Source organism: Paenibacillus silvae (genome assembly GCF_014639235.1).
Classification (GTDB): Bacteria; Bacillota; Bacilli; order Paenibacillales; family Paenibacillaceae; genus Paenibacillus; species Paenibacillus silvae.
Genome location: NZ_BMFU01000005.1, coordinates 283,545 through 304,342, shown reverse-complemented (window position 1 = coordinate 304,342; position 20,798 = coordinate 283,545). Strand labels below are relative to the sequence as shown.

23 protein-coding genes are annotated in these 20,798 nt (G+C 46.6%); 12 read left to right on the top strand and 11 right to left on the bottom strand.

Annotated elements, in window-relative coordinates; genetic code table 11:
- Positions 1-103 precede the first annotated feature (103 nt).
- Together IEW26_RS19150 and IEW26_RS19145 are read left to right on the top strand one after the other, a co-directional pair.
- Positions 104-697: a sigma-70 family RNA polymerase sigma factor gene (locus IEW26_RS19150; protein ID WP_188593486.1), complete on the top strand. Its 594-nt coding sequence runs from the start codon at positions 104-106 to the stop codon at positions 695-697.
- A complete protein-coding gene (locus tag IEW26_RS19145; RefSeq protein WP_188593485.1) occupies positions 684-1,451 on the top strand; it encodes a DUF3600 domain-containing protein in 768 nt (255 codons plus the stop codon). Before IEW26_RS19150 ends, IEW26_RS19145 begins: the two co-directional genes overlap by 14 nt.
- A gap of 94 nt (positions 1,452-1,545) precedes the next feature.
- Here the strand turns inward: IEW26_RS19145 and IEW26_RS19140 are convergent, their stop codons facing one another.
- Complete coding sequence (locus IEW26_RS19140; protein WP_188593484.1) at positions 1,546-2,427, bottom strand: AraC family transcriptional regulator; 882 nt, start codon at positions 2,425-2,427, stop codon at positions 1,546-1,548.
- A 112-nt stretch (positions 2,428-2,539) separates the two neighbouring features.
- Here IEW26_RS19140 and IEW26_RS19135 point away from each other — a divergent pair, with 112 nt between their 5' ends.
- Positions 2,540-3,706 carry a Gfo/Idh/MocA family protein gene (locus IEW26_RS19135; protein WP_188593483.1) on the top strand — a complete coding sequence of 389 codons (1,167 nt, stop codon included), beginning with the start codon at positions 2,540-2,542 and terminating at the stop codon, positions 3,704-3,706.
- 191 nt (positions 3,707-3,897) lie between these two features.
- Here the strand turns inward: IEW26_RS19135 and IEW26_RS19130 are convergent, their stop codons facing one another.
- Both IEW26_RS19130 and IEW26_RS19125 read right to left on the bottom strand, forming a co-directional pair.
- Complete coding sequence (locus IEW26_RS19130; RefSeq protein ID WP_188593482.1) at positions 3,898-4,329, bottom strand: hypothetical protein; 432 nt, start codon at positions 4,327-4,329, stop codon at positions 3,898-3,900.
- A 313-nt stretch (positions 4,330-4,642) separates the two neighbouring features.
- Positions 4,643-4,963, bottom strand: coding sequence for a winged helix-turn-helix transcriptional regulator (locus IEW26_RS19125; protein ID WP_110897317.1), 321 nt, complete (start codon positions 4,961-4,963; stop codon positions 4,643-4,645).
- Between the two features lie 438 nt (positions 4,964-5,401).
- Between IEW26_RS19125 and zwf the strand changes: the two genes are divergently transcribed.
- Together zwf and gnd are read left to right on the top strand one after the other, a co-directional pair.
- The gene (gene zwf, locus IEW26_RS19120; protein WP_188593481.1) at positions 5,402-6,856 is read left to right on the top strand and encodes a glucose-6-phosphate dehydrogenase; all 1,455 of its coding nucleotides are present in this window, start codon (positions 5,402-5,404) and stop codon (positions 6,854-6,856) included.
- 385 nt (positions 6,857-7,241) lie between these two features.
- Positions 7,242-8,135, top strand: a complete 894-nt coding sequence (gene gnd, locus IEW26_RS19115; protein ID WP_111269543.1) for a phosphogluconate dehydrogenase (NAD(+)-dependent, decarboxylating) — start codon at positions 7,242-7,244, stop codon at positions 8,133-8,135.
- Between the two features lie 124 nt (positions 8,136-8,259).
- On the opposite strand, the gene IEW26_RS19110 is transcribed toward gnd, so the two are convergent.
- Entirely contained in the window at positions 8,260-8,409 is a 150-nt protein-coding gene (locus IEW26_RS19110) for a hypothetical protein (RefSeq protein ID WP_188593480.1), read from the bottom strand.
- A 44-nt stretch (positions 8,410-8,453) separates the two neighbouring features.
- On the opposite strand from IEW26_RS19110, the gene yunB reads away from it, so the two are divergent.
- On the top strand, positions 8,454-9,392 hold the full coding sequence (yunB, locus tag IEW26_RS19105) for a sporulation protein YunB (protein ID WP_188593479.1): 939 nt from the start codon (positions 8,454-8,456) through the stop codon (positions 9,390-9,392).
- A 188-nt stretch (positions 9,393-9,580) separates the two neighbouring features.
- Here yunB and IEW26_RS19100 read toward each other — a convergent pair whose 3' ends face one another.
- On the bottom strand, positions 9,581-10,654 hold the full coding sequence (locus tag IEW26_RS19100; protein ID WP_145405416.1) for a M23 family metallopeptidase: 1,074 nt from the start codon (positions 10,652-10,654) through the stop codon (positions 9,581-9,583).
- A gap of 201 nt (positions 10,655-10,855) precedes the next feature.
- Here IEW26_RS19100 and lipA point away from each other — a divergent pair, with 201 nt between their 5' ends.
- On the top strand, positions 10,856-11,755 hold the full coding sequence (gene lipA / locus IEW26_RS19095) for a lipoyl synthase (RefSeq protein WP_111269540.1): 900 nt from the start codon (positions 10,856-10,858) through the stop codon (positions 11,753-11,755).
- Positions 11,752-12,171 carry a YutD family protein gene (locus IEW26_RS19090; protein WP_229729928.1) on the top strand — a complete coding sequence of 140 codons (420 nt, stop codon included), beginning with the start codon at positions 11,752-11,754 and terminating at the stop codon, positions 12,169-12,171. The genes lipA and IEW26_RS19090 overlap by 4 nt, the downstream gene beginning before the upstream one ends.
- A gap of 70 nt (positions 12,172-12,241) precedes the next feature.
- Here the strand turns inward: IEW26_RS19090 and IEW26_RS19085 are convergent, their stop codons facing one another.
- Complete coding sequence (locus tag IEW26_RS19085) at positions 12,242-13,045, bottom strand: NAD kinase (protein WP_111269539.1); 804 nt, start codon at positions 13,043-13,045, stop codon at positions 12,242-12,244.
- A 101-nt stretch (positions 13,046-13,146) separates the two neighbouring features.
- A complete protein-coding gene (gene spoVV, locus IEW26_RS19080; RefSeq protein ID WP_188593520.1) occupies positions 13,147-14,385 on the bottom strand; it encodes a dipicolinic acid transporter SpoVV in 1,239 nt (412 codons plus the stop codon).
- A 476-nt stretch (positions 14,386-14,861) separates the two neighbouring features.
- Here spoVV and IEW26_RS19075 point away from each other — a divergent pair, with 476 nt between their 5' ends.
- Entirely contained in the window at positions 14,862-15,239 is a 378-nt protein-coding gene (locus tag IEW26_RS19075) for a globin domain-containing protein (RefSeq protein ID WP_145405414.1), read from the top strand.
- Positions 15,240-15,281: 42 nt separating this feature from the next.
- Positions 15,282-16,013: a DUF2225 domain-containing protein gene (locus IEW26_RS19070; protein WP_188593519.1), complete on the top strand. Its 732-nt coding sequence runs from the start codon at positions 15,282-15,284 to the stop codon at positions 16,011-16,013.
- A 17-nt stretch (positions 16,014-16,030) separates the two neighbouring features.
- Here the strand turns inward: IEW26_RS19070 and IEW26_RS30405 are convergent, their stop codons facing one another.
- Positions 16,031-16,261: a hypothetical protein gene (locus IEW26_RS30405; protein ID WP_111269535.1), complete on the bottom strand. Its 231-nt coding sequence runs from the start codon at positions 16,259-16,261 to the stop codon at positions 16,031-16,033.
- A complete protein-coding gene (locus IEW26_RS19065) occupies positions 16,258-16,428 on the bottom strand; it encodes a YycC family protein (RefSeq protein ID WP_188593478.1) in 171 nt (56 codons plus the stop codon). Before IEW26_RS19065 ends, IEW26_RS30405 begins: the two co-directional genes overlap by 4 nt.
- 119 nt (positions 16,429-16,547) lie before the next feature.
- On the opposite strand from IEW26_RS19065, the gene IEW26_RS19060 reads away from it, so the two are divergent.
- Together IEW26_RS19060 and IEW26_RS19055 are read left to right on the top strand one after the other, a co-directional pair.
- The gene (locus IEW26_RS19060) at positions 16,548-18,347 is read left to right on the top strand and encodes a M3 family oligoendopeptidase (RefSeq protein WP_188593477.1); all 1,800 of its coding nucleotides are present in this window, start codon (positions 16,548-16,550) and stop codon (positions 18,345-18,347) included.
- Positions 18,348-18,627: 280 nt separating this feature from the next.
- Positions 18,628-19,038, top strand: coding sequence for an O-methyltransferase (locus IEW26_RS19055; RefSeq protein ID WP_188593518.1), 411 nt, complete (start codon positions 18,628-18,630; stop codon positions 19,036-19,038).
- A 77-nt stretch (positions 19,039-19,115) separates the two neighbouring features.
- Here IEW26_RS19055 and IEW26_RS19050 read toward each other — a convergent pair whose 3' ends face one another.
- Together IEW26_RS19050 and IEW26_RS19045 are read right to left on the bottom strand one after the other, a co-directional pair.
- A complete protein-coding gene (locus IEW26_RS19050) occupies positions 19,116-19,349 on the bottom strand; it encodes an alpha/beta-type small acid-soluble spore protein (RefSeq protein ID WP_111269531.1) in 234 nt (77 codons plus the stop codon).
- A gap of 401 nt (positions 19,350-19,750) precedes the next feature.
- The gene (locus IEW26_RS19045) at positions 19,751-20,728 is read right to left on the bottom strand and encodes an aldose 1-epimerase (RefSeq protein WP_188593476.1); all 978 of its coding nucleotides are present in this window, start codon (positions 20,726-20,728) and stop codon (positions 19,751-19,753) included.
- Positions 20,729-20,798: the final 70 nt, after the last annotated feature.

The following is a 20,798-nucleotide window of genomic DNA, read 5'->3' as shown; positions in this document are numbered from 1 at the left end:
TTATCTTGGAGGTGTTTTACATTTAAAATGCAAATATAAAATCAAATCGAACGATATCTCCTGCTAAAACCAATTTATAGTGTAAGAAGAAAGGGGATGGAAAATGAGTGAGGAGAACGAGTGCATACGATTGGTGAAGCTGACCTTGGCTGGAAAACATGAGGCTTACGGAGAGTTATACGAGAAGACGGTAGCGGATGTGTATCGCACGGTTCGCTTTCTGATTCGTGATGCGGCGGACGCGGAGGATTTGGTACAGGAGATTTATATCCACGCGTATCGATCCTTGGAGAAATTTGATACTGGACGGGCTTTTCGGCCATGGTTAATGGGAGTCAGCATGCGGCAGGTCAAAAGTTATCGACGCAGGAAGCTGATGCAGTTTCGATTCAAGCAGCGGATTGAACAGATGAATACCGGTACAGGCATGGAAGCTGATTTCTCTTCTCATCTCATCCATAGACTGGCGAACCGTCAATTACTGGAGCAGATACAGCATTTGCCCTATAAGTTGCAGCAGGTCGTTACTTTACACTATTTGAACGAATATACCCAAGAAGAAGTCGCTGATATTTTAGATATCCCGCTAGGTACAGTGAAATCCCGAATTCATGCAGCACTCACCAAGCTGAGACAGAAACAGCAACGGCTTTCCGAAATTGCACGAAAGGTGGATCATGCGAATGAAATTGGATGAACAGTTACGAACGGCATATCAGGAGGAAACAAAGGATTGGATGATCTCAACTCGTGTCAAACATAACGTAATGAATAGGACTCAGAAGAAAGCATCTGGTGTACAACGAATCAGAACATGGCAGGTGACTATACTACTGGCCGCAGTGCTTCTAATTCCTACTGGAGCTTATGCGGGATATACATACTTGGCTGACAGCATATACGGTTCGAAAGATCGAATTACCTCATTAGGTGGGACAACAGCAGATTACGAACGATTGGAAGCAAAACTGCAGCAGGCCAAGGCTCATTTTACGGAAAAGGAATTCGAGTTGTACATGGGGCTGCTCAAACAATTTGGACAGACGGCATTAACTCATGCAGACGCACAAGGGAAATTGAATTCAGAGAGCTGGAGTACGGCAGAACAGGAAAAGTATAAAGAATTAGTGGCTGAGCTCCAGCCGTTCTTTGATAAGCTGGAAGGATTGGAGAGCGAGTCCTATAAGGGTATACGGGTTTCACCGAGACTCATGGACGAAGAAACGTTTTGGACGGAACAATTAACAAAGGCAGAAGAGATATTTACGAAGGAGCAATATGCTGACTTCAGGTCGGTATATGAACAGATGAATAAGTACAAAGCGCTAGTGGAAGACCCGGACGGAATTTATCACATGGATCGATTGTCCAAGGATCAGAGGTCTGATCTGGATCATTTAACAGAACGGATGGGTGTATATTTGGAAAAGCTAGGGCTGGATGTGCGCTGATGCACGATACACAGAAAGACAGCTTGGGTAGGCTCGGGAATCCGGGTACTCTCAAGCTTAATTTGCTAACTATTCGCTACTAGCTAATCTCTGGCTAATCCCTTCCTCTCATTCTCAAACGATATTGATGTGGTGTGGTGCCCGTTGCTTTTCGGAATACTTTACAAAAATAAGAGGTGCTGGACATGCCTACACGATGGCCGATCTCGGGAATGGACAAGATTGAACGGCTTAGCAGTACGCAGGCGTGACGAATACGGGTGGCTTGAGCATATGCAATGATGCTGTTGCCCGTTTCTTTTTTGAACAAATGAGATAAGTGATAGACGGATAGATGAAGTTCATCTGCTATATGCTCTATACGAAAAGGCTCTGCATAGTGCTGCTCAATCCACTGCATGGCTGCCTCGGCATGGGGATTCATAAAACCTGAGCGAATTGTTGTCTGATCTGAGAAGTGCAAATGAGGGGAATGGGCTTCATTTTTCCATAAATAGCGAAGTTGCGTCAGTATATTTAGTGTGAAAAGACAGGCATCCTCCGCCGCTTCATAAGGCAATAAGTCTGGATACTGCTTACCAAAATGCTCAAGAAGCTGAACAAGTGGAGCATCAGGCATCAGAGGTAGTGGGGGTATGGATATCTGCTCATTAAGATTGTGATATGTGAAATGGTGTGTAGTGATGAAGTGCGGCCAATATTCCTGCAGCAGGTCAAGCTCTACCATAAGCACTGTGCGAATGAACGGGTGCTTGCTCGATACCTGCATCTGTACATGGTGCAGCTGGAAGGGCCGGAAAATCATGAGCATCCCCGGTTCGAGTGGAAAGGCATGGCCCTCGGTAATCAACTGTCCGTAACCATCATGAATATAGGTTAATTCTAATTGGGAATGTGCATGAAAAACCTCACGATAGGCAGTATTAGTTGTACGCCGCCACATCAAGCGGAATTGTTCATGATCGATATGAGACAAAAAAGAGCAACCTCCCGTGGAACGCAAGATAGTTCTATTTTATCACAGGATCTGCGCATAAAAGCGCTTTATTCTGATGTATTGTGAAAGAACTAAGGGAGGAGTGGAACTGATGATCAACGTAGCTGTTATTGGTGCTGGTGCAATTAGCGGGGCGCATATTGAAGCGTATATGAAGTTTCCAGAGCGATGCCAGATTGTAGCTGTGGTGGATGTGTATGTGGAAAAAGCACAAAAGCGGATTAGTGAATACAGGCTCAAGGAGGCGGTGTCGGTGGCAACTGTTCAAGAGCTGCTGCACACCGACATCGACATTGATCTTGTATCGATCTGCACACCGCCATATACGCATGCTTCCATCACTTGTGATTTCATGCGGGCGGGCAAGCATGTATTGGTTGAAAAGCCGATGGCTTCATCACTCGAGGAAGCGGATCAGATGCTGAAAGCTGCGCGAGAGAGTGGCAAACTGCTGTCTGTTGTTGCGCAGAACCGGTTTACAACCCCGATGATGAAGCTTAAAGGTGTGCTTGACAGTAAGCTCATAGGCCCGATTCTCCATGTTCAGGTGGACTCTTACTGGTGGCGGGGGCATAACTATTATGATCTGTGGTGGCGTGGGACCTGGGAAAAGGAGGGCGGTGGATGTACGCTTAATCATGCCGTGCATCACATGGATGCGATGCTCTGGATGATGGGGAAGCCGATTGAAGTGCAGGCCATGATGGCGAACACGGCACATGATAATGCCGAGGTGGAGGATATATCAATGGCCATGCTTCGATTCGGCCAGGGGGCAGTCGGCATGATTACAAGTTCCGTGGTACATCACGGAGAGGAGCAGCAGTTAATTTTTCAAGGGAAAGAAGCTCGGGTGTCTGCACCCTGGAAAGTGGTTGCATCGACCTCGCGCAGCAATGGCTTCCCTGAACCTAATCGTGAGCTTGAACAGGAGCTGCAGCTGCAGTTTGACGAACTCCCTGAAGTCATATACTCAGGTCATACGGGACAGATTGAGAATGTACTTCATGCTGTAGAGACAGGAGCTCCACTTTTGGTTGATGGCGAGAGTGGGCGAGATACCTTGGAATTAATTATCGCCATTTATAAGTCAGCAAGTACGGGGGAGAAAGTGACGTTTCCAATACCATCGAATGATGCATTTTATTCCAGAGAAAGTATGATGAAGCAAACAGTTCATTTTTATGAGAAAAAATCATCGGTCGAGAATTTCGAGGATTTGGGTATTACGCTTGGACGCAAATTGGATGCAGAGTAAAAAGAGACATTCGCCGTGAGATGGTAGAAACAATTTTAAATCTGATCTTATTAAGCATTCTGGACACATCTATCAATATATCAATCCGTCATAACAAATCCCCCTGCTCGAATAACCGAAGGGGGATTTGTCCCTAAATATGTTACTAAGGTTGGATTTATTTGAGTCTAATCATTTATGATAGAAATAAGCTAAAATGCATCTTTTAATGATGATGTTACGATTATATCAAAGACTATTTGGGTTTCATCATCAACAATAAACGCGATCATACGCACATCTTCCATATTTGGTATGGGATCATAGATTGAAATATCCTGATATGTACCATCGTTCATCTTTTTATAGTAGTATTCTACGATTCCATGTCCTCTTACTCCAGCTGAACCATATTGGTTTATAACATCGAATAAAGTACTTTTGCCCAGTACAATTCCCTTTTTCGTAAGTAGTGAAAAATCTGTATAAGTGGAATCATCCGTGTATGAGTAAATACTCCAGCCATCTAACTCTCCACTTTGGTTAAAGTGTGCATTGAATAATGGATAGTTATCATAATCAAAAATATTCTTCCCTGTAGAGTCTCCAAATTTAAGTTCTGAACTAATGCCCTGAAATGACAAAATAAAAATCCTCATCAGTGACGGGAACTGTACTGAAATCAGGAATCACCTCAGAGGAAGTACCAACCAGATCAGGCAGAAGACTGAGGTCCGTAGGGATTTTCGGTCTTTGCTTTTCTGAATTTATTGTAGCCATAGTAATTTATCGGTTTATTGTCTTATAATGTAAAGAATAGAAGTGAAAAAGCATAGGTAAAGGAGTGGCAGTAACTCCTTTACCTATGCTTTTTTAATTTCTTTTTTCTGTCATAACCAATTAATCCAACCTGTTAAATTTTTAAGCTATTGATCTTTTGTTATTTAACATTCAAACTCACAACCACTTCTCCGCCCATCGCTCCACCGCGCTTAGCGCTCGTCCTAGCTCGGTTCCTTTGCGGGACAGCATATATTCAGTTCGAACGGGACGCTCAGTAATTACATGTCTGACGACCAGTCCCTCTTCCTCTAATTCCTTCATCCGCTCATTTAATACACGTTTGCTCAAATCAGGAATATAAGCATGAATTTCACTGAAGCGTTTGGGCTCCTCCATCAATGCATGGATAATCAGGGCTACCCATTTCCGGCCAATGATCTGATAAGATAGTTCCACCTTTTCGCATAATTGCTTGGCATTCTTATCATCGTTCATAACGGTGACTCCTTTGGTTTAGTATGGCTTGTATTATCATTAGTATACTTATTGTAACCTGAATGTCCACAAGATATATGTATAAAATATCACATGCCAATTGTTATTAAACTTACCACATAAAGCGTTAACATTCAATAAAATTGTCTTTAACCCTTGGTACAGCTGGAGTTCACAGCTTAGACAAGAATATTGACGAATTGTGACGACAGGTGTAATATGAGTAACGTTAATTATTAGTGGTTACAATTTATAACCTAAGTCAAATAGTGATTCAGGTTGTGGAGAGAAGGAATGTTCCCATGGTTGGATTCAGGTCATGTTTATAACGGAGGCAAGGCGGGCGATGTACCCACTTATTCCGTCTTTTGTCATGCTTGGATTTGAACATTTTGCAACATCATATACTATACTGCACAGATCATAGGAGGCACTCCAATGGACGCAATGACATTTGTCCTGTTCGGGGCAACAGGCGATTTAGCCAAACGCAAAATTTACCCTGCATTATACAATCTGTTTGTAGATCAGAAGATGCCTAAGGCATTCTCCGTAATTGGTTTGGGACGTCGCGAGCTGTCAGATGCGGATTTCCAGGCGAATGTGGAAAAGTCACTGCATGAATTTTCCCGTCAGAAACCGGAGGAAGCATCACAAGTACGTGATTTCATCGGTGCTTTCCGTTATTGCTCGCTGAACAACACCAAGCCTGAAGATTATACACGGCTTCTTCAATTGGTGCAGCAGCGGGAGCAGGAGCTTGATATTCCTGAAAATCGCATGTTCTACATGTCGGTTGCACCTGAGTTTTTTGAACCCATTGCATTAAACATTCAAGAGAGCGGCCTGGGTAACACCAAGGGCTGGAAGAAGCTCATCATCGAGAAGCCGTTTGGACATGATTTGCAATCTGCACGTGAGCTGAATGAGAAGCTGAGCAATACGTTTGCGGAGGAAGAAATTTATCGCATCGACCATTTCCTTGGCAAACCGATGGTGCAAAATATTGAAACGTTGACGTATGCCAATCCGGTTATTCAGGCGCTGTGGTCCAATCGCTACATTGCCAATGTACAGATTACAGCGAGTGAAACTGTAGGTGTTGAGGAACGTGCAGCGTATTATGACCAGAGCGGTGCGCTTCGCGACATGTTCCAGAACCATATGCTTCAGTTGCTGATGATGATCGCATTGCATCTGCCGAAGCGCTGTACACCACAGGAAATTCAATATAAAAAGAAAAAAATTGCTGAAGCTCTGCGGCCACTAACCAAAGAGAATGTCGCTTCTGAAGTCGTTCGCGCGCAATATGGTGCGGGAGAGCTGCAAGGCTCCGCTGTAGTCGGTTATCTAGACGAGCCGGGCATTCCGGCCGGATCGCAGAATGAGACATATGTGGCTGCAAGGCTGTGGCTGGATGACCCGTTCTGGAGCGAGGTTCCGTTCTATATTCGTACAGGCAAACGCATGGCTGAGAAATCAACCCGTATCGTCATTGAATTCAAGTCACCGCTCAAAACTGGGCATGAGTCTGAAAATACGATGGCTCCGAACCTGCTGACACTTGAAATCGGCCCGGGCGAAAGCCTGTCCCTTCAATTAAATGTGAAGAATCCGCTGAACAAGGGTGAGGTTGAGCCGATGAATATGACCTTCCAATCCGGGGAGCGCAACGTTCCAGAAGCGTATGAAAACCTGATCTTTGATGCGATGCGCGGTGACGCAACGTTCTTTGCTCACTGGAATGAAGTGGAGCTGGCTTGGCAGTGGGTACAGCCGATTCAGGAAGCTTTTGTAGCCGGTTCAATTCCACTGGACACGTACAAAGCAGGATCAGATGGACCGGAATCTGCTGACCGTCTGATTGCAGAAAATGGCTTTCGCTGGTGGTAAGCCGAGCTTATTGCTAGCCACAAATTATACAGTAAGCATTGCATCATTTTTTACTAAACATTATACCGTTTCAATTTTGCATAAGCCCTTTCGACTTTCGAAGCCGAAAGGCCGCAAACAATTTCTATATAGATGGTGTTTGTTAAAAATGTTTTCGCGTGGTAGCAAAGAGAAGTGTAGGGGACGAAATCGATTCCGAAGAAGCGAAGCGTGCGCCTTTATCACCGAATTTTCCCCTCGAAATAAGAGCATCAAAAAAATTCGGGGATAACAGCGCTCGAAGGAACGATTCGTAACCGGAACGAATCATTTTGCTAGATGGTTATGAACTGGTTTTTAATAATACACTTAACACTAAATATTTGCATAACAGGAGGATTTTAATATGAAACTCGGACTTATCGGACTTGGAAAAATGGGCTTGAACCTGGGCAGAAACCTCATTGATCACAAACACGAAGTGGTTGCCTTTGACCTGAATGCAGAAGCGGTTAAAGAAATGAAAGAATACGGAGCTCAAGGCGTTTCCTCATACAAAGAAATGGTTGAATCTCTGGAATCCCCACGCGTGCTGTGGATCATGGTTCCTCACAACGTTGTAGATGCTGTACTGGCTGAAGTAAGTCCGCTGCTGTCCAAAGGTGATATCATCATCGAAGCAGGAAACTCCCACTACAAAGAGTCCATTCGCCGTTACGAAGAGCTGAAGCCACAAGGTATTCACTACATGGATGCAGGAACTTCAGGCGGTATGGAAGGTGCGCGCAACGGGGCATGTTACATGATCGGTGGAGATCCGGAGGCTTGGGCGATTGTTGAGCCTGCATTCAAAGATACTTCTGTGGAGAACGGTTATCTGTATGCCGGTAAAGCAGGTAGCGGACACTTCCTCAAAATGGTACACAACGGGATTGAGTACGGCATGATGGCTTCCATCGGTGAAGGCTTCGACGTGCTGGAGAAAAGCGGCTTTGACTTCGACTTCGAGAAAGTAGCGCGTGTATGGAACAACGGTTCCGTTATCCGTTCCTGGCTGATGGAGTTGACAGAGCGTGCCTTCTCCAAAGATGCTAACCTGGACGAAATCAAAGGAGTAATGCACTCCTCCGGCGAAGGTCGCTGGACGGTTGAAACGGCATTTGATCTGCAAACGGCAACTCCGGTTATCGCGTTGTCCCTGCTGATGCGTTACCGCTCCCTTGAAACCGATACGTTCACAGGTAAAGTCGTTGCGGCATTGCGTAACGAATTCGGTGGACATGCTGTGGAGAAAAACTAATTCATTCCAAGTTCAGCTATTGTGAAAAGTAAACCTTTCGCCTGTGCAGATGACATATCTGCTGCGGGCGGAAGGTTTTTTTATGTTGGGGCATCCTGATTTGTTCATCCTGCGGATATCAAAATCAGGATACCCCAACCCGCTTGGCAGCAGAACCGTGCAATACACGGTAAGCCTCTCTGCGTGAGGCTGCCTTGTACCGCACCAGCAGCATCGCCAAGCCGAGCATCGCAGGGCGCTGTCCTTCTTTTTCGGGACAACGCTGCATAAGCATTACATATAAGCCTATGGCTCATCCCGCAGGGGAGGGACGCTTCGATGATGCGTAAGAGATGGCGAAGCCGAAAACGGCGGCCCAAGCCGCCCAGCGGCAGACGCAAGGTGTGGTTCATTGTTTTGCTCGTGGCAGCGTTTTGTTTAATGCAGGGATTTGCATATGTGGACAAAAAGATGAAACCTCCCATTATGCACCTCGCCAAAATTCGGGTGAAGCAGATTGCAACAGAGGCAATTAACAAAGCGATTACGGCTCAGGTCGCTGAAGGCAAGACAACAGAAGGGTTGATTGATTGGAAAACGGATACGAAGGGCAAAGTATCGGGGTTCATGCTGAACTATAATGAGCATATGCGAATTACGGCAAGCACGATGAATGTGGTACAGTCTACACTTCAGAATGTGCATATGTTGAAGGAAAAAATCCCGCTAGGTCAGGCTTTGGGCAGCCCTGTGCTGGCCTCGTTTGGCCCAAGTATTCCCGTTCGGATTGAACCGCAGGGTGCAGTGAAGGTGGATCTGAATACCCGCCAGCAGAATGCAGGCATTAACATGATTCTGGTGGAGGTATATATCCACATTATTGCTGAAGTTGCTGTGGTGGTGCCTTTTGACATGGAGCCGGAGACGGTAGATACCGAAATACCTATTTCTTATCTGCTCGTGGTTGGTGATGTGCCGATGTATTATTACGATAATCAGGGCAAGCCGGTTGGCAGCAACGGCAGCAATGCTCCAGCAATCGCGCTCCCGTCAGGTCAATCAGGGGTATCCAGCGGTGGAAGTGGTCATACGGGAACGGAGAATGGTACAGGTGCTAATGGCGGGAACAGCGCCGGTGGAACATCTGGACCACTTCAGGTTCAGCCTCAGGCCCCGCAGCAAGCACCAAGCAATAGTACGCAGTCGAACGGGCTGGAGCTTGAACTGGACCCGCCTGATCTGAACGGCAATTCCTCTGGTCAGAGCGGGCATCCATAAGTGAACGGCCATAAGCAAATAAAGCAAATAAAGCAAAAGAGCAAGAAGAGCCAATAAAACCAATAAAACCAATAAAATTAATAGTATGCAAAGAAGGCCTCTCGCATTGTGCGAAGGCCTTCTTTGCATGCGGTTTGCGTACCGAAATTTTATTTTGTATACGAAGATTTTGTTGTGTTCCGGGAGATCTATTTGCTTTTTTTATTTTTCTGACTGCGTTCATCCTGCTCCCAGTGTCTGAGCAGCGGATAGGGATCGAAGGACCATTCATGCAGGCCGCTGTCCCGATATATGCCATAATGAAGATGTGGAGGAAATTTGCCTTGCGTTCCCGGTTTGCCGTAGCCAGAGCTGCCTACCCAGCCTACGACCTGACCGGGAGTAACGACATCACCGATCTTGACCCCTTTATCAAAGCCACTCAGATGAGCGTAATAGTGATAATGGTTATTCAGATCCCGAATACCTATACGCCATCCTCCAAACGGATTCCAGCCTTTGATCTCCACCATACCATAACAGGTACTTCGAACGGGCAGACCGTGAGGAGCGAAGATATCCGTTCCTTCATGGATGCGGTAGCCGCCCCAGCTGCGCTTGGTTCCCCAGGTGCTGCGGTACGAATAGTTGGTGCCCAAAGGCACAGGGAAGGCGTGTCCAAATAAATCAAGCGTGTCAAAATGCTCATATAATTTCGCGAATTGCTGTATCCGTTGAACTGCCCTGGAATTATGGTAATACTCCCACAGACCAATGGCGAAATCCTCCTGCTTGCTGCCGTACTGCTGTATGATCGAGGCCATGCTGTACAACACATCCAGATCATTGTTGGGGTCTGCTACCCCGTCTCCAGAGCCATCCCGCCCGTTTCCGTTGAAAAAAAGAATGGAGGCCGGGTGCTGGTCCGTTTCATCCGGGTTCAGCCATCCTCTCCATGCCGGAGCAGTCATAAAAATGCCGGTTAACCGTTCGGGATGCTTGCGATCCTTCGGATGGGCACGTGTGATGGTTCGCTCATATTGATCAATAGCGGCGAGTCTGTACCACGGAATTTGTGTCATCTGCCCGATACTTTCATACAGATGGCGCCTTGCGGCGAAGATATCAGCAGGTTTAGGCTCGGTAGCTTGTGCAGCAGGCGCCGTTTGATGAACAGACTCACCGTGAACATCAGCAGGCAGGAATGGGAGAAGCAGCGCGCCTGCGAGTAGTGTTTTCAAGCAAAAGCCGTAGGTGTTGCGAGTTATCCAGTGCTGTTGCACAGGGAAGCAGCCCCTTTCCGTTAAGATGATGCACATGTGCCCGATAAATCAAGCTATACCCTAGCGTTCTTCAAAAGCTCTGATTTTATCCATGTCAGCTTGAAAGCACAAGATGTGACAAATGGGGGTTTTTCCAAGCCTTTCATGGTATAATATGTTCCGAGCAACAGCCTAACTTCAGGTAGAAAGAAGGTTTATGCATTGGCTAAACGTGTGAAAGAACCGAAACCGGACTGGATTCGGATTAAATTGACAACCGGAGACAACTATCAGGAAATTAAAAACATGATGCGTTCCAAAACATTGCATACCGTATGTGAGGAAGCACGGTGCCCGAATATTTATGAATGCTGGGCGAATCGAACAGCTACTTTTATGATTTTGGGGGATATTTGTACAAGAGCCTGCCGATTCTGCGCAGTTAATACCGGTTTGCCTACAGAGCTTGATTTGCAGGAGCCGGAGCGTGTAGCAGAAGCAGCTGAGCAGATGAACCTGCAGCATTGTGTTATTACAAGTGTAGCCCGGGATGACTTGAAGGACGGAGGGGCTTCCATCTTTGCAGAGACGGTGAAGGCTGTGCGCAGACGCTTGCCGCTGTGCAGTGTAGAGGTGCTTATCCCGGATTTCATGGGAGATCGGGATTCACTGCAGATCGTTATGGATGCCAAGCCGGATATTCTGAACCATAACATTGAGACGGTTGAGCGGTTGTCAGATAAAGTGCGTGCCAAAGCAAAGTATAAACGTTCTCTGGAACTGCTTGCCCGTGCAAAAGAGATGCAGCCTAACATCCCGACGAAATCAAGCATTATGCTCGGTGTCGGTGAGGAATATAATGAAATTTTGGCAACGATGGATGATCTTCGCGCGGTGAACTGTGATATTATGACGATTGGTCAATACTTGCAGCCATCCGAGAAACATTTGTTTGTTGAAAAGTACTACCCGCCTGAAGAATTCGCAGCATTGAAGCAGGAAGGGTTGAAGCGTGGATTCAGTCACGTGGAATCCGGTCCGATGGTTCGCAGTTCTTACCATGCACATGAACAGGTGAAATCAGCGAATCAGCATGCGGAACAGGCGGCAACACACGCATGATGGAGGAGTCCGGATTGGAACAGGATAAAAATAGGGAAGAACAGCAGGACCAGCAGCAGACGCAGGAGACTGTGCAGGAAACCGTTCAGGAAAAACCTAAAGCCCCTGTCATTGTACAGGTCGGCAGCAAAAATTATGAAATTGTTCAGAACCACAAAGAGGGCTGGAATCCTGAAGTGTTTCGTGACCGGTACAGTGAAGTGCTGGAGCGGTATGACTATATTATTGGGGACTGGGGTTACAGCCAGCTGAGACTCAAGGGTTTTTACCGGGACAATCATCCCAAAGCTACCAAAGATTCAACGATTTCTTATCTGGTGGATTACATTAACGAATACTGTAACTTTGGCTGTGCCTACTTTGTGCTTCAAAAGTGCAAAGAGCAGCCTCAAGCCAAAGCAAAAAGCGGTTCCTGAGAAGGACCGCTTTTTTAATGCTTTTTCTCCATATTCAATGATAATCTCTGTCAAGCATAGTTCAGCTGAATTAATCCAGGAAGGCTGTCCGAACCCGGTTCCAGAACGGATACGGGCGAAACCGCGCGAAGCTGACCTTCTGCTGCGACACCTGACAGCGTACCGAGATCAGATCCTCAACCATCACATTGACATGATCAATCGTTAGCAGCAGACGCTGATCTTTACGTGAGAAAATGTCGCAATGATGATGCTTGGGCAAAATGACAGGTGAACCTAGTGTTCGATACACACGGTTGTTGATCGAGGCAATCTCCGCAATCTGGATCGCATCAATCGTTGGATGCACCATGGCGCCGCCAAGCGCTTTGTTGTAAGCTGTACTGCCCGATGGTGTAGATACGCAGATGCCATCGCCCCGAAACATCTCAAATGTAACGTCGTTGATGTCCACCTGCGCCACGACGGTACCGTCTACCCCTTTTAACGTAAATTCATTCAGTGCGATGTAAGAGGCGTTGCCTGACTTTTTACGAATCTCCAGCTCCAATAGAGGGTACTGCACAATACGTGGCTTGAGGAGGTCAGGATCACCTTTACCGCTCATTAATCGCACCAATTCCCTTAATTCTTCCTTCTTCCAGTCGGCATAGAAGCCGAGATGGCCTGTATGAACCCCAACAAAAGCAATGTCCGGAATGCGGTCGATGAAATTGTGAAAAGCCTGAAGCATCGTACCATCGCCTCCGATGGAGATGACGATCTCCGGCGATTCTGCATCCAGTTTGAACCCTTCTTCCTTCGCCAGCGCATGAAACTGCTGACTGAGATCAATTGATAACTGGTCTCCGCGGTCTTGAACATAGTATCTCAAGATGAAAGCTCCTTTGTGGTCATTATACTACCGATGATAATCAATTCCGCGCCAGAACACAACGTTCGATTGAACTTCCGGACAAACTATTTGCACAAAACTTATTTTTTGCCTCGCTTGAACATGAGCTTTGAACCCATCCAGGCCAGGCATAACATTAGGAAAAGTATAGAACTGAACACGCTGATTCCCGTTAAGCCGATACGTTTCCATTCTGGTGAATAGGCAGAGTACGGAGGCATAAACGCATCATTCACAAAAGCAGGTGAAGCCATGCTGCCCATCAGGAGCGGCCATAACAAAACAACAAGCAGTGGTGCAATGGCTGCATGAATTGCTCTTGCCAGTAAGAACGGTCCGTACCGCATCGGGGTGCTGCTTAACACACTCATAATCTGCGCATGTACCGACAGTCCTCCCCAGGAGAGCACGAAGGAGGCAGCAGCGACTTTGAACACTAGAGGAACGGAGGCAGCGGCAGCTCCAGCTTCCTTGGCGCCAAGTGTTACTTCAAACAAACCTCCGACAAGACTGTGAGACAGCGAAGGAGGCAAAGCGGCGAGATGCAGCCCCTGTTCTGTCAGGTTATATAAGGCGCCAAGCCATCCGGTCTGAACCATTAATTCCATAATGACGGAAAAGAATACAACAAGCCCGCCTACGATAATAATAAGGCGAAGGGAAGAGGAGACAGCATGTCTCAGCAACTCACCCAATGTCCTTCCATCTGCCTGCCTTGCTTCGTGCATCGCGTATATGGCGCGCATGAAGCGGCTGCGATGTTTTTCGTATGCGACAGGGGGCGGGGCAGAGGAGACATCCGAGCGACCGTGAAAACGCATGAGCATGCCGACAAGCACAGCAGCGGCATAATGAGATGCCACAAGAATCGGAGCAATGGACGTGTTGTGGAAAAAACCGACCGATACCGCTCCAATCATAAAGATCGGATCAGAGGAGGTTGTGAATGCGACCAGACGCTCGCCTTCCTCTCGCGTAACCAGCTTCTGCTCCCACAGTTGTGCTGTCAGCTTGGCTCCGGTTGGATAACCTGAAGCGCAGCTTACTGCAAATACAAAGCCTCCGCTTCCCGGAACACGAAAAAGGGGGCGCATAAGTGGATTAAGCAGTGTGCCGAGAAAATGTACGATACCAAAGCCGAGCAGCAGCTCGGACAATACAAGAAAGGGGAACAGTGAAGGAAACAGCACGTCCCACCAGATGGCTAAACCTCTGACGCTTGCATGCCAGGTCTCTGCCGGATATAGCGCCATCAGGGTACAGAAGATCAGGAGAGCCAGTGTAATCAGCAAGGGTATGACGCGCTGAGCAGCAGTCATGAATTTTTCTCCTTTATGGTTGAAATGAATGATCTGCAGCCGATCACGGGCTTTTGCCATCAATATATGAGAAAAAGCGGACAAACAGTACAAAATATTATAAGAAAGCGTTTGCAAAAGTGGCTGTGTTTTTAAATGATGTATGCTAAAATAGGTAAAACGCCTGAACGTCACCTAATGGTCAATAAGGTGGAATCAATAAGGATGGAGTGATGATCATGAGTCTTGTCGCCGGAGTCCTGGTCTGTGCATTTGTGTATGTTATACGTGCCTCACTGGTACGTACCGAAGAGGAAGATTGGCGAAGTTATTAATGGAATATGCGGTGCGCCAGCCTTAGGGGTGGCGCTTTTTTTGTCTTTTTTTGATAGAATGGAGATGCTGGCTTTAAGGGCTAGGTAGTTGACTTGCTGTTTACCATGTTCATGTGACGTGTATTATATTGCAAAATTCGACATCAGGAAGAGGTGAGAACCATGAATCCCAGTTTAAGCATTTATGATAATCTTGGAGGTGCTGAAGGCGTTCGTGCATTGGTTGAGGCTTTTTATCCGATTGTATTGCAGAATGAACAGCTTGCACCTCTTTTCCCGGAAGATATTCAGCCGGTAATAGACAAACAGTACATGTTTCTGTCTCAATTTTTTGGAGGACCGGCGTTGTTCTCCGAGGCTTACGGACATCCGATGATGCGTGCCCGTCATATGCATTTTGAAGTAACGGTTGAGCGAGCAGAAGCATGGCTTGCCTGCATGAATCAGGCGTTAACACAAATTGGTGTAGAGGAGCCTCTGCATTCGTTTATTTTGCAGCGTTTATCAGGGCCGGCGCATCATTTCGTGAATACGCCATAGTTCCAAATACAAGACAAGCCTGACGGGAGAGGGATGGAACAAGTGGAATTAGAGCCGCTGTATAAGGTGAAGGTGAAGTGTCATTATTGCGAGACCGAATTTGAAACCTCACGGGTAAGACCTAGCTTGAAACGGCCTTACCGGACAGATTCTGATTTTTGTGCGTATTACAAACAGGAGAATCCTGATTTTTATGTCGTTCGGATCTGTCCTTCATGCGGATTCGCTTCAACAGAAAATTCAACGAGCAGCTTGAGTGATATGCAGCGCAAGGCGTTTATGGAGCAGATTGGTAACCGCTGGCTCAAGCGGGATTATAGTGGTGCAAGAAATTTGGAACAGGCACTCGCTACATACAAACTTGGCTTGTTGTGTGCTCAGGTGATACAGGAGAAGGACCGGGTTGTTGCTGGTCTGCTGCATCATATCGCCTGGCTGTACAGATATATGGAGGATCATACACAGGAACATCGTTTCCTTGAATTCAGTCTGGAAGCATACGTCAAGGTGTTCGAACGGGAAGGTACAGGCGGTAATGAAGCGAAGCTGCTGTATTTGCTCGGGGAGCTGAATCGCAGAGTTGGACGGTTTCATGAGGCGGTCCAATGGTTTGGACGAGTTATTCATGACAAGCGCATTACGGATGCAGCCATGATCCGGGCTTCAAGGGAACAGTGGGCGCTGCTGCGTGAGCAGATGTTATCCAGCAAGATGGAGCTGCCTGAAGAAATGCTGGAGGCAGACAAAGAGGCTGCGAAGCGCAGCCCCCTTTAGTCTGATCTCATATCAAATTAGCGTATAGGCCGACTGGCCAACAGATAATCGTTATCGGTGTCAATGACGGTTATGCTGCTGTTACAGCAAGGGAAAACAAGTAATTTCTTTTTTCCTTCACGGATACGGATGAGTTCCTTGGGTTTAAGGGGTAACAGAACATTGTTTGTGTCACAGAAGGGGCACTGCTGCACGTAAATATCCCCCATAATGATGTCATATGGCCAGCTGTTCTCAAAAGGAATCATTCCGCGCTGCCTTCTTTGTCCGCAGGTTTGCTCGCTTCTTCCTTTGCGAGTTCTGCAATCTTCTGCATGAGAATATGTTGAGGCATATGCATCAGATGCTCCAGAGGCACGCCGAGAGATGCTGCTAGTTTGACGGCAGTTTCAGCCGATACTTGTAAAGGTTTCATACACTGACCTCCTGAAAAGTTGTTGCATTATTTCTCTAGTATAGAGATACGTTGCGTATAAAACCAGTTTTTAATTCAAAGTGTTACATTGAATCTGCAGAAAGAGGTGCCTTAATTAGATGAAAATGCCATTACACCCTGTGTGGGATCTGGAGTCCATCTTTAGTGGAGGTTCTTCTTCCGAAGCATTCGCCTCATATCTTAACGATCTGGACAAGGATGTACGAACATTGCAGCAAACCCTTCAGCAGATGGCTGCTCCTGCCACGTTGGAAGATGCAGCTGCTTATAAGCCTGTTCTGGAATTGCTGCAAAGCTGTTATGTGCGGATATCGGAGGGCTCTGCCTTTGTATCCTGTCTGTCAGCACAAAATCAGCAGGACAAAAAAGCGGCCCAGCTTCAAGGTGCTGTCAGCTCCATTGCAGCAATGCTGAATAGCAGCAAGTCGAAGCTGGATAACATCTTTAGCGAGACACCGGATGTTGTATGGGATCAATGGCTTCCGCAAGCTGACATACAGCCGCTGTCCTTTGTATTAAACGAAAGCCGGGCTCAGGCTAGAGACAAAATGTCACCTGAACTGGAGGGACTGGCTCTCGATCTTGGTGTCGACGGTTATCATGGCTGGGGGAAATTTTATAATACCATCGTAAGCAAAGTGAACATTCCATTTGAGCAGGATGGAGAGACGGTTATGCTGTCTGCCGGACAAGCGGCCAACAAGTTAAGTGATAGTGAGCGTGAAGTTCGTGAGCGGGTATTCAGCTCATGGGAGCAGGCCTGGACCGAGGTCGAAGATTTCTGTGCAGACACATTGAATCATCTTGCCGGTTTCCGTCTGAAGCTTTACGAGAAACGTGGCTGGCAGGATATTTTGAAGGAGCCGCTGGCGATTAATCGGATGTCACGACAGACGCTGGATGCGATGTGGGATGTTATTAATGGAACCAAGCCGGTTCTTGTGAAGTATCTGGAACGAAAAGCCAAATTGCTTGGTGTGGATAAGCTGAGCTGGAGCGACGTAGATGCGCCGGTAGGAAAGTCTGTAGGGAAAGTAACGTATGACGAAGCGGCGTTGACGATTGTAGAGCAATTTGCGAGATTTAGTCCGAAGTTGTCCAGCTTTGCGGAGATGGCGTTTGAAAAACGCTGGATCGAGGCTGAGGATCGCCCGGGGAAACGTCCAGGAGGCTTTTGTACGTCACTGCCGCTGAGCAAAGCGACTCGCATTTTCATGACGTTCTCTGGTACTGCGTCGAATGTATCCACGCTGGCTCATGAGCTTGGACATGGCTACCATCAGCACATTATGGAAGAATTGCCTGCTCTGAATCAGCGCTATGCGATGAACGTGGCTGAGACAGCTTCGACATTTGCCGAGATGATTGTAGCCGATGCTCTGGTGCAAACAGCACGTGATGAGCAGGAAAAGCTGGCGCTGCTGGAGGATAAAATCCAGCGCAGTGTTGCCTTTTTTATGAACATCCATGCTCGTTTCCTGTTTGAAACCCGTTTCTATGAGCAGCGCAAGAAAGGCCTGGTAAGTGCCGACGAGCTCAGCAGATTAATGGTAGAGGCTCAGGAAGAAGCCTTCTGTGGCGTTCTTGCTTCCACTCACCCGCATTTCTGGGCATCCAAACTTCATTTTTATTTGACGGGTGTGCCGTTCTACAACTTCCCTTATACGTTCGGATATATGTTTAGTGCGGGAATCTATGCCCGGGCTCAGCAGGAAGGCACGGCTTTTGCCGATAAATATGATGATCTGCTTCGTGATACGGGTCGGATGACCGTGGAGCAATTGGCTCAGAAACATTTGGGTGCGGATCTGACCCAAGCTGATTTCTGGCAGGCTGCAGCGAATCTGGTTATTGCTGATATAGAGCAATTTATGGAAATGACGGAGAACGTAATGTAGTTAAACAGCGTTCCCTTCATCAATCAATGGTCGTAATTTGATGTCTAAGAGACATGAATTGCGGCCTTTTTGTTGTGAAATAGTCTTTTTTATTTTAAGTTATTTTGTCGTAAATCAAGGAAAAAACTCATTTTAAGGAATGCAAATGGCAATAAATCGCGCAAAATTTAGTAATAATTACCCAAAAATGTTTTATTTTGTTGAGTATTAACATATGTTGTCATATAATGAGCCGTAAGTCCTTGTTGTATAGGACTAAAAGCATAATAGGAGGAGTGTTATCATGAAAATGGAACAGCTTTCATTAGCAAGGCAGTTAGACTTGGTGTTTAAAGAGCTTGATCAGGAGTTGGCAGGGCTGGATTCAGGGGTGGTTTTTGTGCAAATACGAAACAATATTATCGGGAAGTTTGGTGTTCGACATAATCCGATAGCTGGGCGGGATGGACAGATGGAATTGGAGGGAGCTGGCCTCACACATGCACAACGAGCTTCCTTCCGTGCGATGGCCTTGGAGACGCTGAAGTTCAAGCGCAATTGGACTCACGGTGAAATAAGTTATGACTTTACAGTTCGGCAGAATATGATTCTGGTGGATGCAACGATGGAGTCCAATTATAATATGGCGAATCTGATGATTCGATATCCCAGAACGAATACATATCCGGACTCAAACAGGGAATCATCATAACAAAATAAAGCGGCACTTCCGAAGAAGGCCGCCTTTCCGTTCAAGCTCTACTCAGGGCAGAAGCAATAATTTCGAGCTTACGAACGACCCGATAATTGCTGCTCAGCGATTTGTACCAGACGTTTGGTGATATAACCACCCAGAGAACCTGTCTCACGGGATGTGTAGTTACCGTAGTAACCATCTTGCGGGATTGTTACACCCAGCTCTTGTGCAGCTTCCATTTTCAATTGTTGCAATGCTGCTGTCGCTTGAGGAACAACCAGGTTGTTAGAGCGGCTTCCGCTACCTTGGTTTTGGCTTCCGTACATATGTCTCACCTCCTTATAGGTTGGTGATGTTAGTATGGATCGAGAAAGCGGAAATATACATGATATGGCGTAAGGGAATATATGGATAATCAAAAGGGTTCATGTCAACTTAAACAGCCGATCCATTGCGGATCGGCTGCTTTTTGTACAGGAGCATATAGATAAGTTGAACTATTTATTTACACGTGAACGGAGAGGACAGAAAAAACCTGAAAAGCGGAGCGGTCGCCTTTGTCACCAGATTTTTCCCTTTGGAAAAGGGAATCAAAAAAATCTGGGGATAACAGCGATTGGAAGGTTGTTCTGTCATCGGAGTGGATTGTGTAAAATCTTTAGTTCAACTTATATAGTTATGAAAATATTAGCCGAATGAATGGATTCATATCATCATCCAGACTTCTTCATTTATTCGTTGAAACAACTTCAATTTTTGAGGTCAACTCGACGGGCTGTTCTGGCTCAAGCCGAATCAATCCTGTGATATCGTCGGTCATGGGCAGGTTCGGTGCATCTGGCAGCCAAGTGTAGGGTTCAATGCACAAAAATTGATCTGATTCACCCTTGGTATACAAAACCCAGTGTTTGAAATAACCTTCATCCACTGAATATTTCAGTGTATATCCATCTTTTCTGCGCAAATGAGCCACCGCCGGTTTGCCTTCCGCAGCACGAAGCAGTGTATCCCAGTTCCGGCCTTGCATGTTAATGCCTTCGCCGATGGAGGACCATTCATCATGTAAAGCTTCTATTTCGCCTGTAGGCAGCTGTTCTTTATTTTGTGCGTATAGTCCGGAGACCGGGAGCTGGAGCGTCCAGTCGGCAGGCTGTCCGTCGAGCAAGAACCATGTATGATATCCCATTCCGAAAGGAGCAGGTGTTGTGCTCAGGTTAGTGACACGCAATCGTTGGGTCAGCACAGCATTTTGCAGGCTGAACGTCATTTCAAGCTTCAACGGGATGGGGAATTGCTCCATCCAGTGCTCTTCGTTTTCGGTCAATAATTCGGTTGTGATCGTGCAGCCATCTTCATCTTCCTCAATATCACTGACACACCAGGCCTGGCTGCGATGGAGACCATGAATATGGTTGCCATGCTCCGTATTTTGATCGAACTGATAACGTACACCTTCATATTCGAATTGTCCCCGGTGAATGCGTCCAGGTGGTATAAGCAGAGGAACCCCGAAGTGATATGGCTTCTGCAAATAGAAGGCCAAATCATTCTCGTCTGGACGGCGAACAATATCCCGGTTATGCACCAGATCGCGAATCGAAATGATATTATTTCCCAGACGTGGCAGCAGGGTGATTTCCAATTCACGGCTATGTAGGATATACGTGTCGTAACCATTCCATTGACCTTTGGTCACTTGTTTCATATCGATGCTCCTTTTCCCACTTGAAATCTGTCTGCATCAGTATGTGTTGCTGCACTGCTGCAGGCGTGTC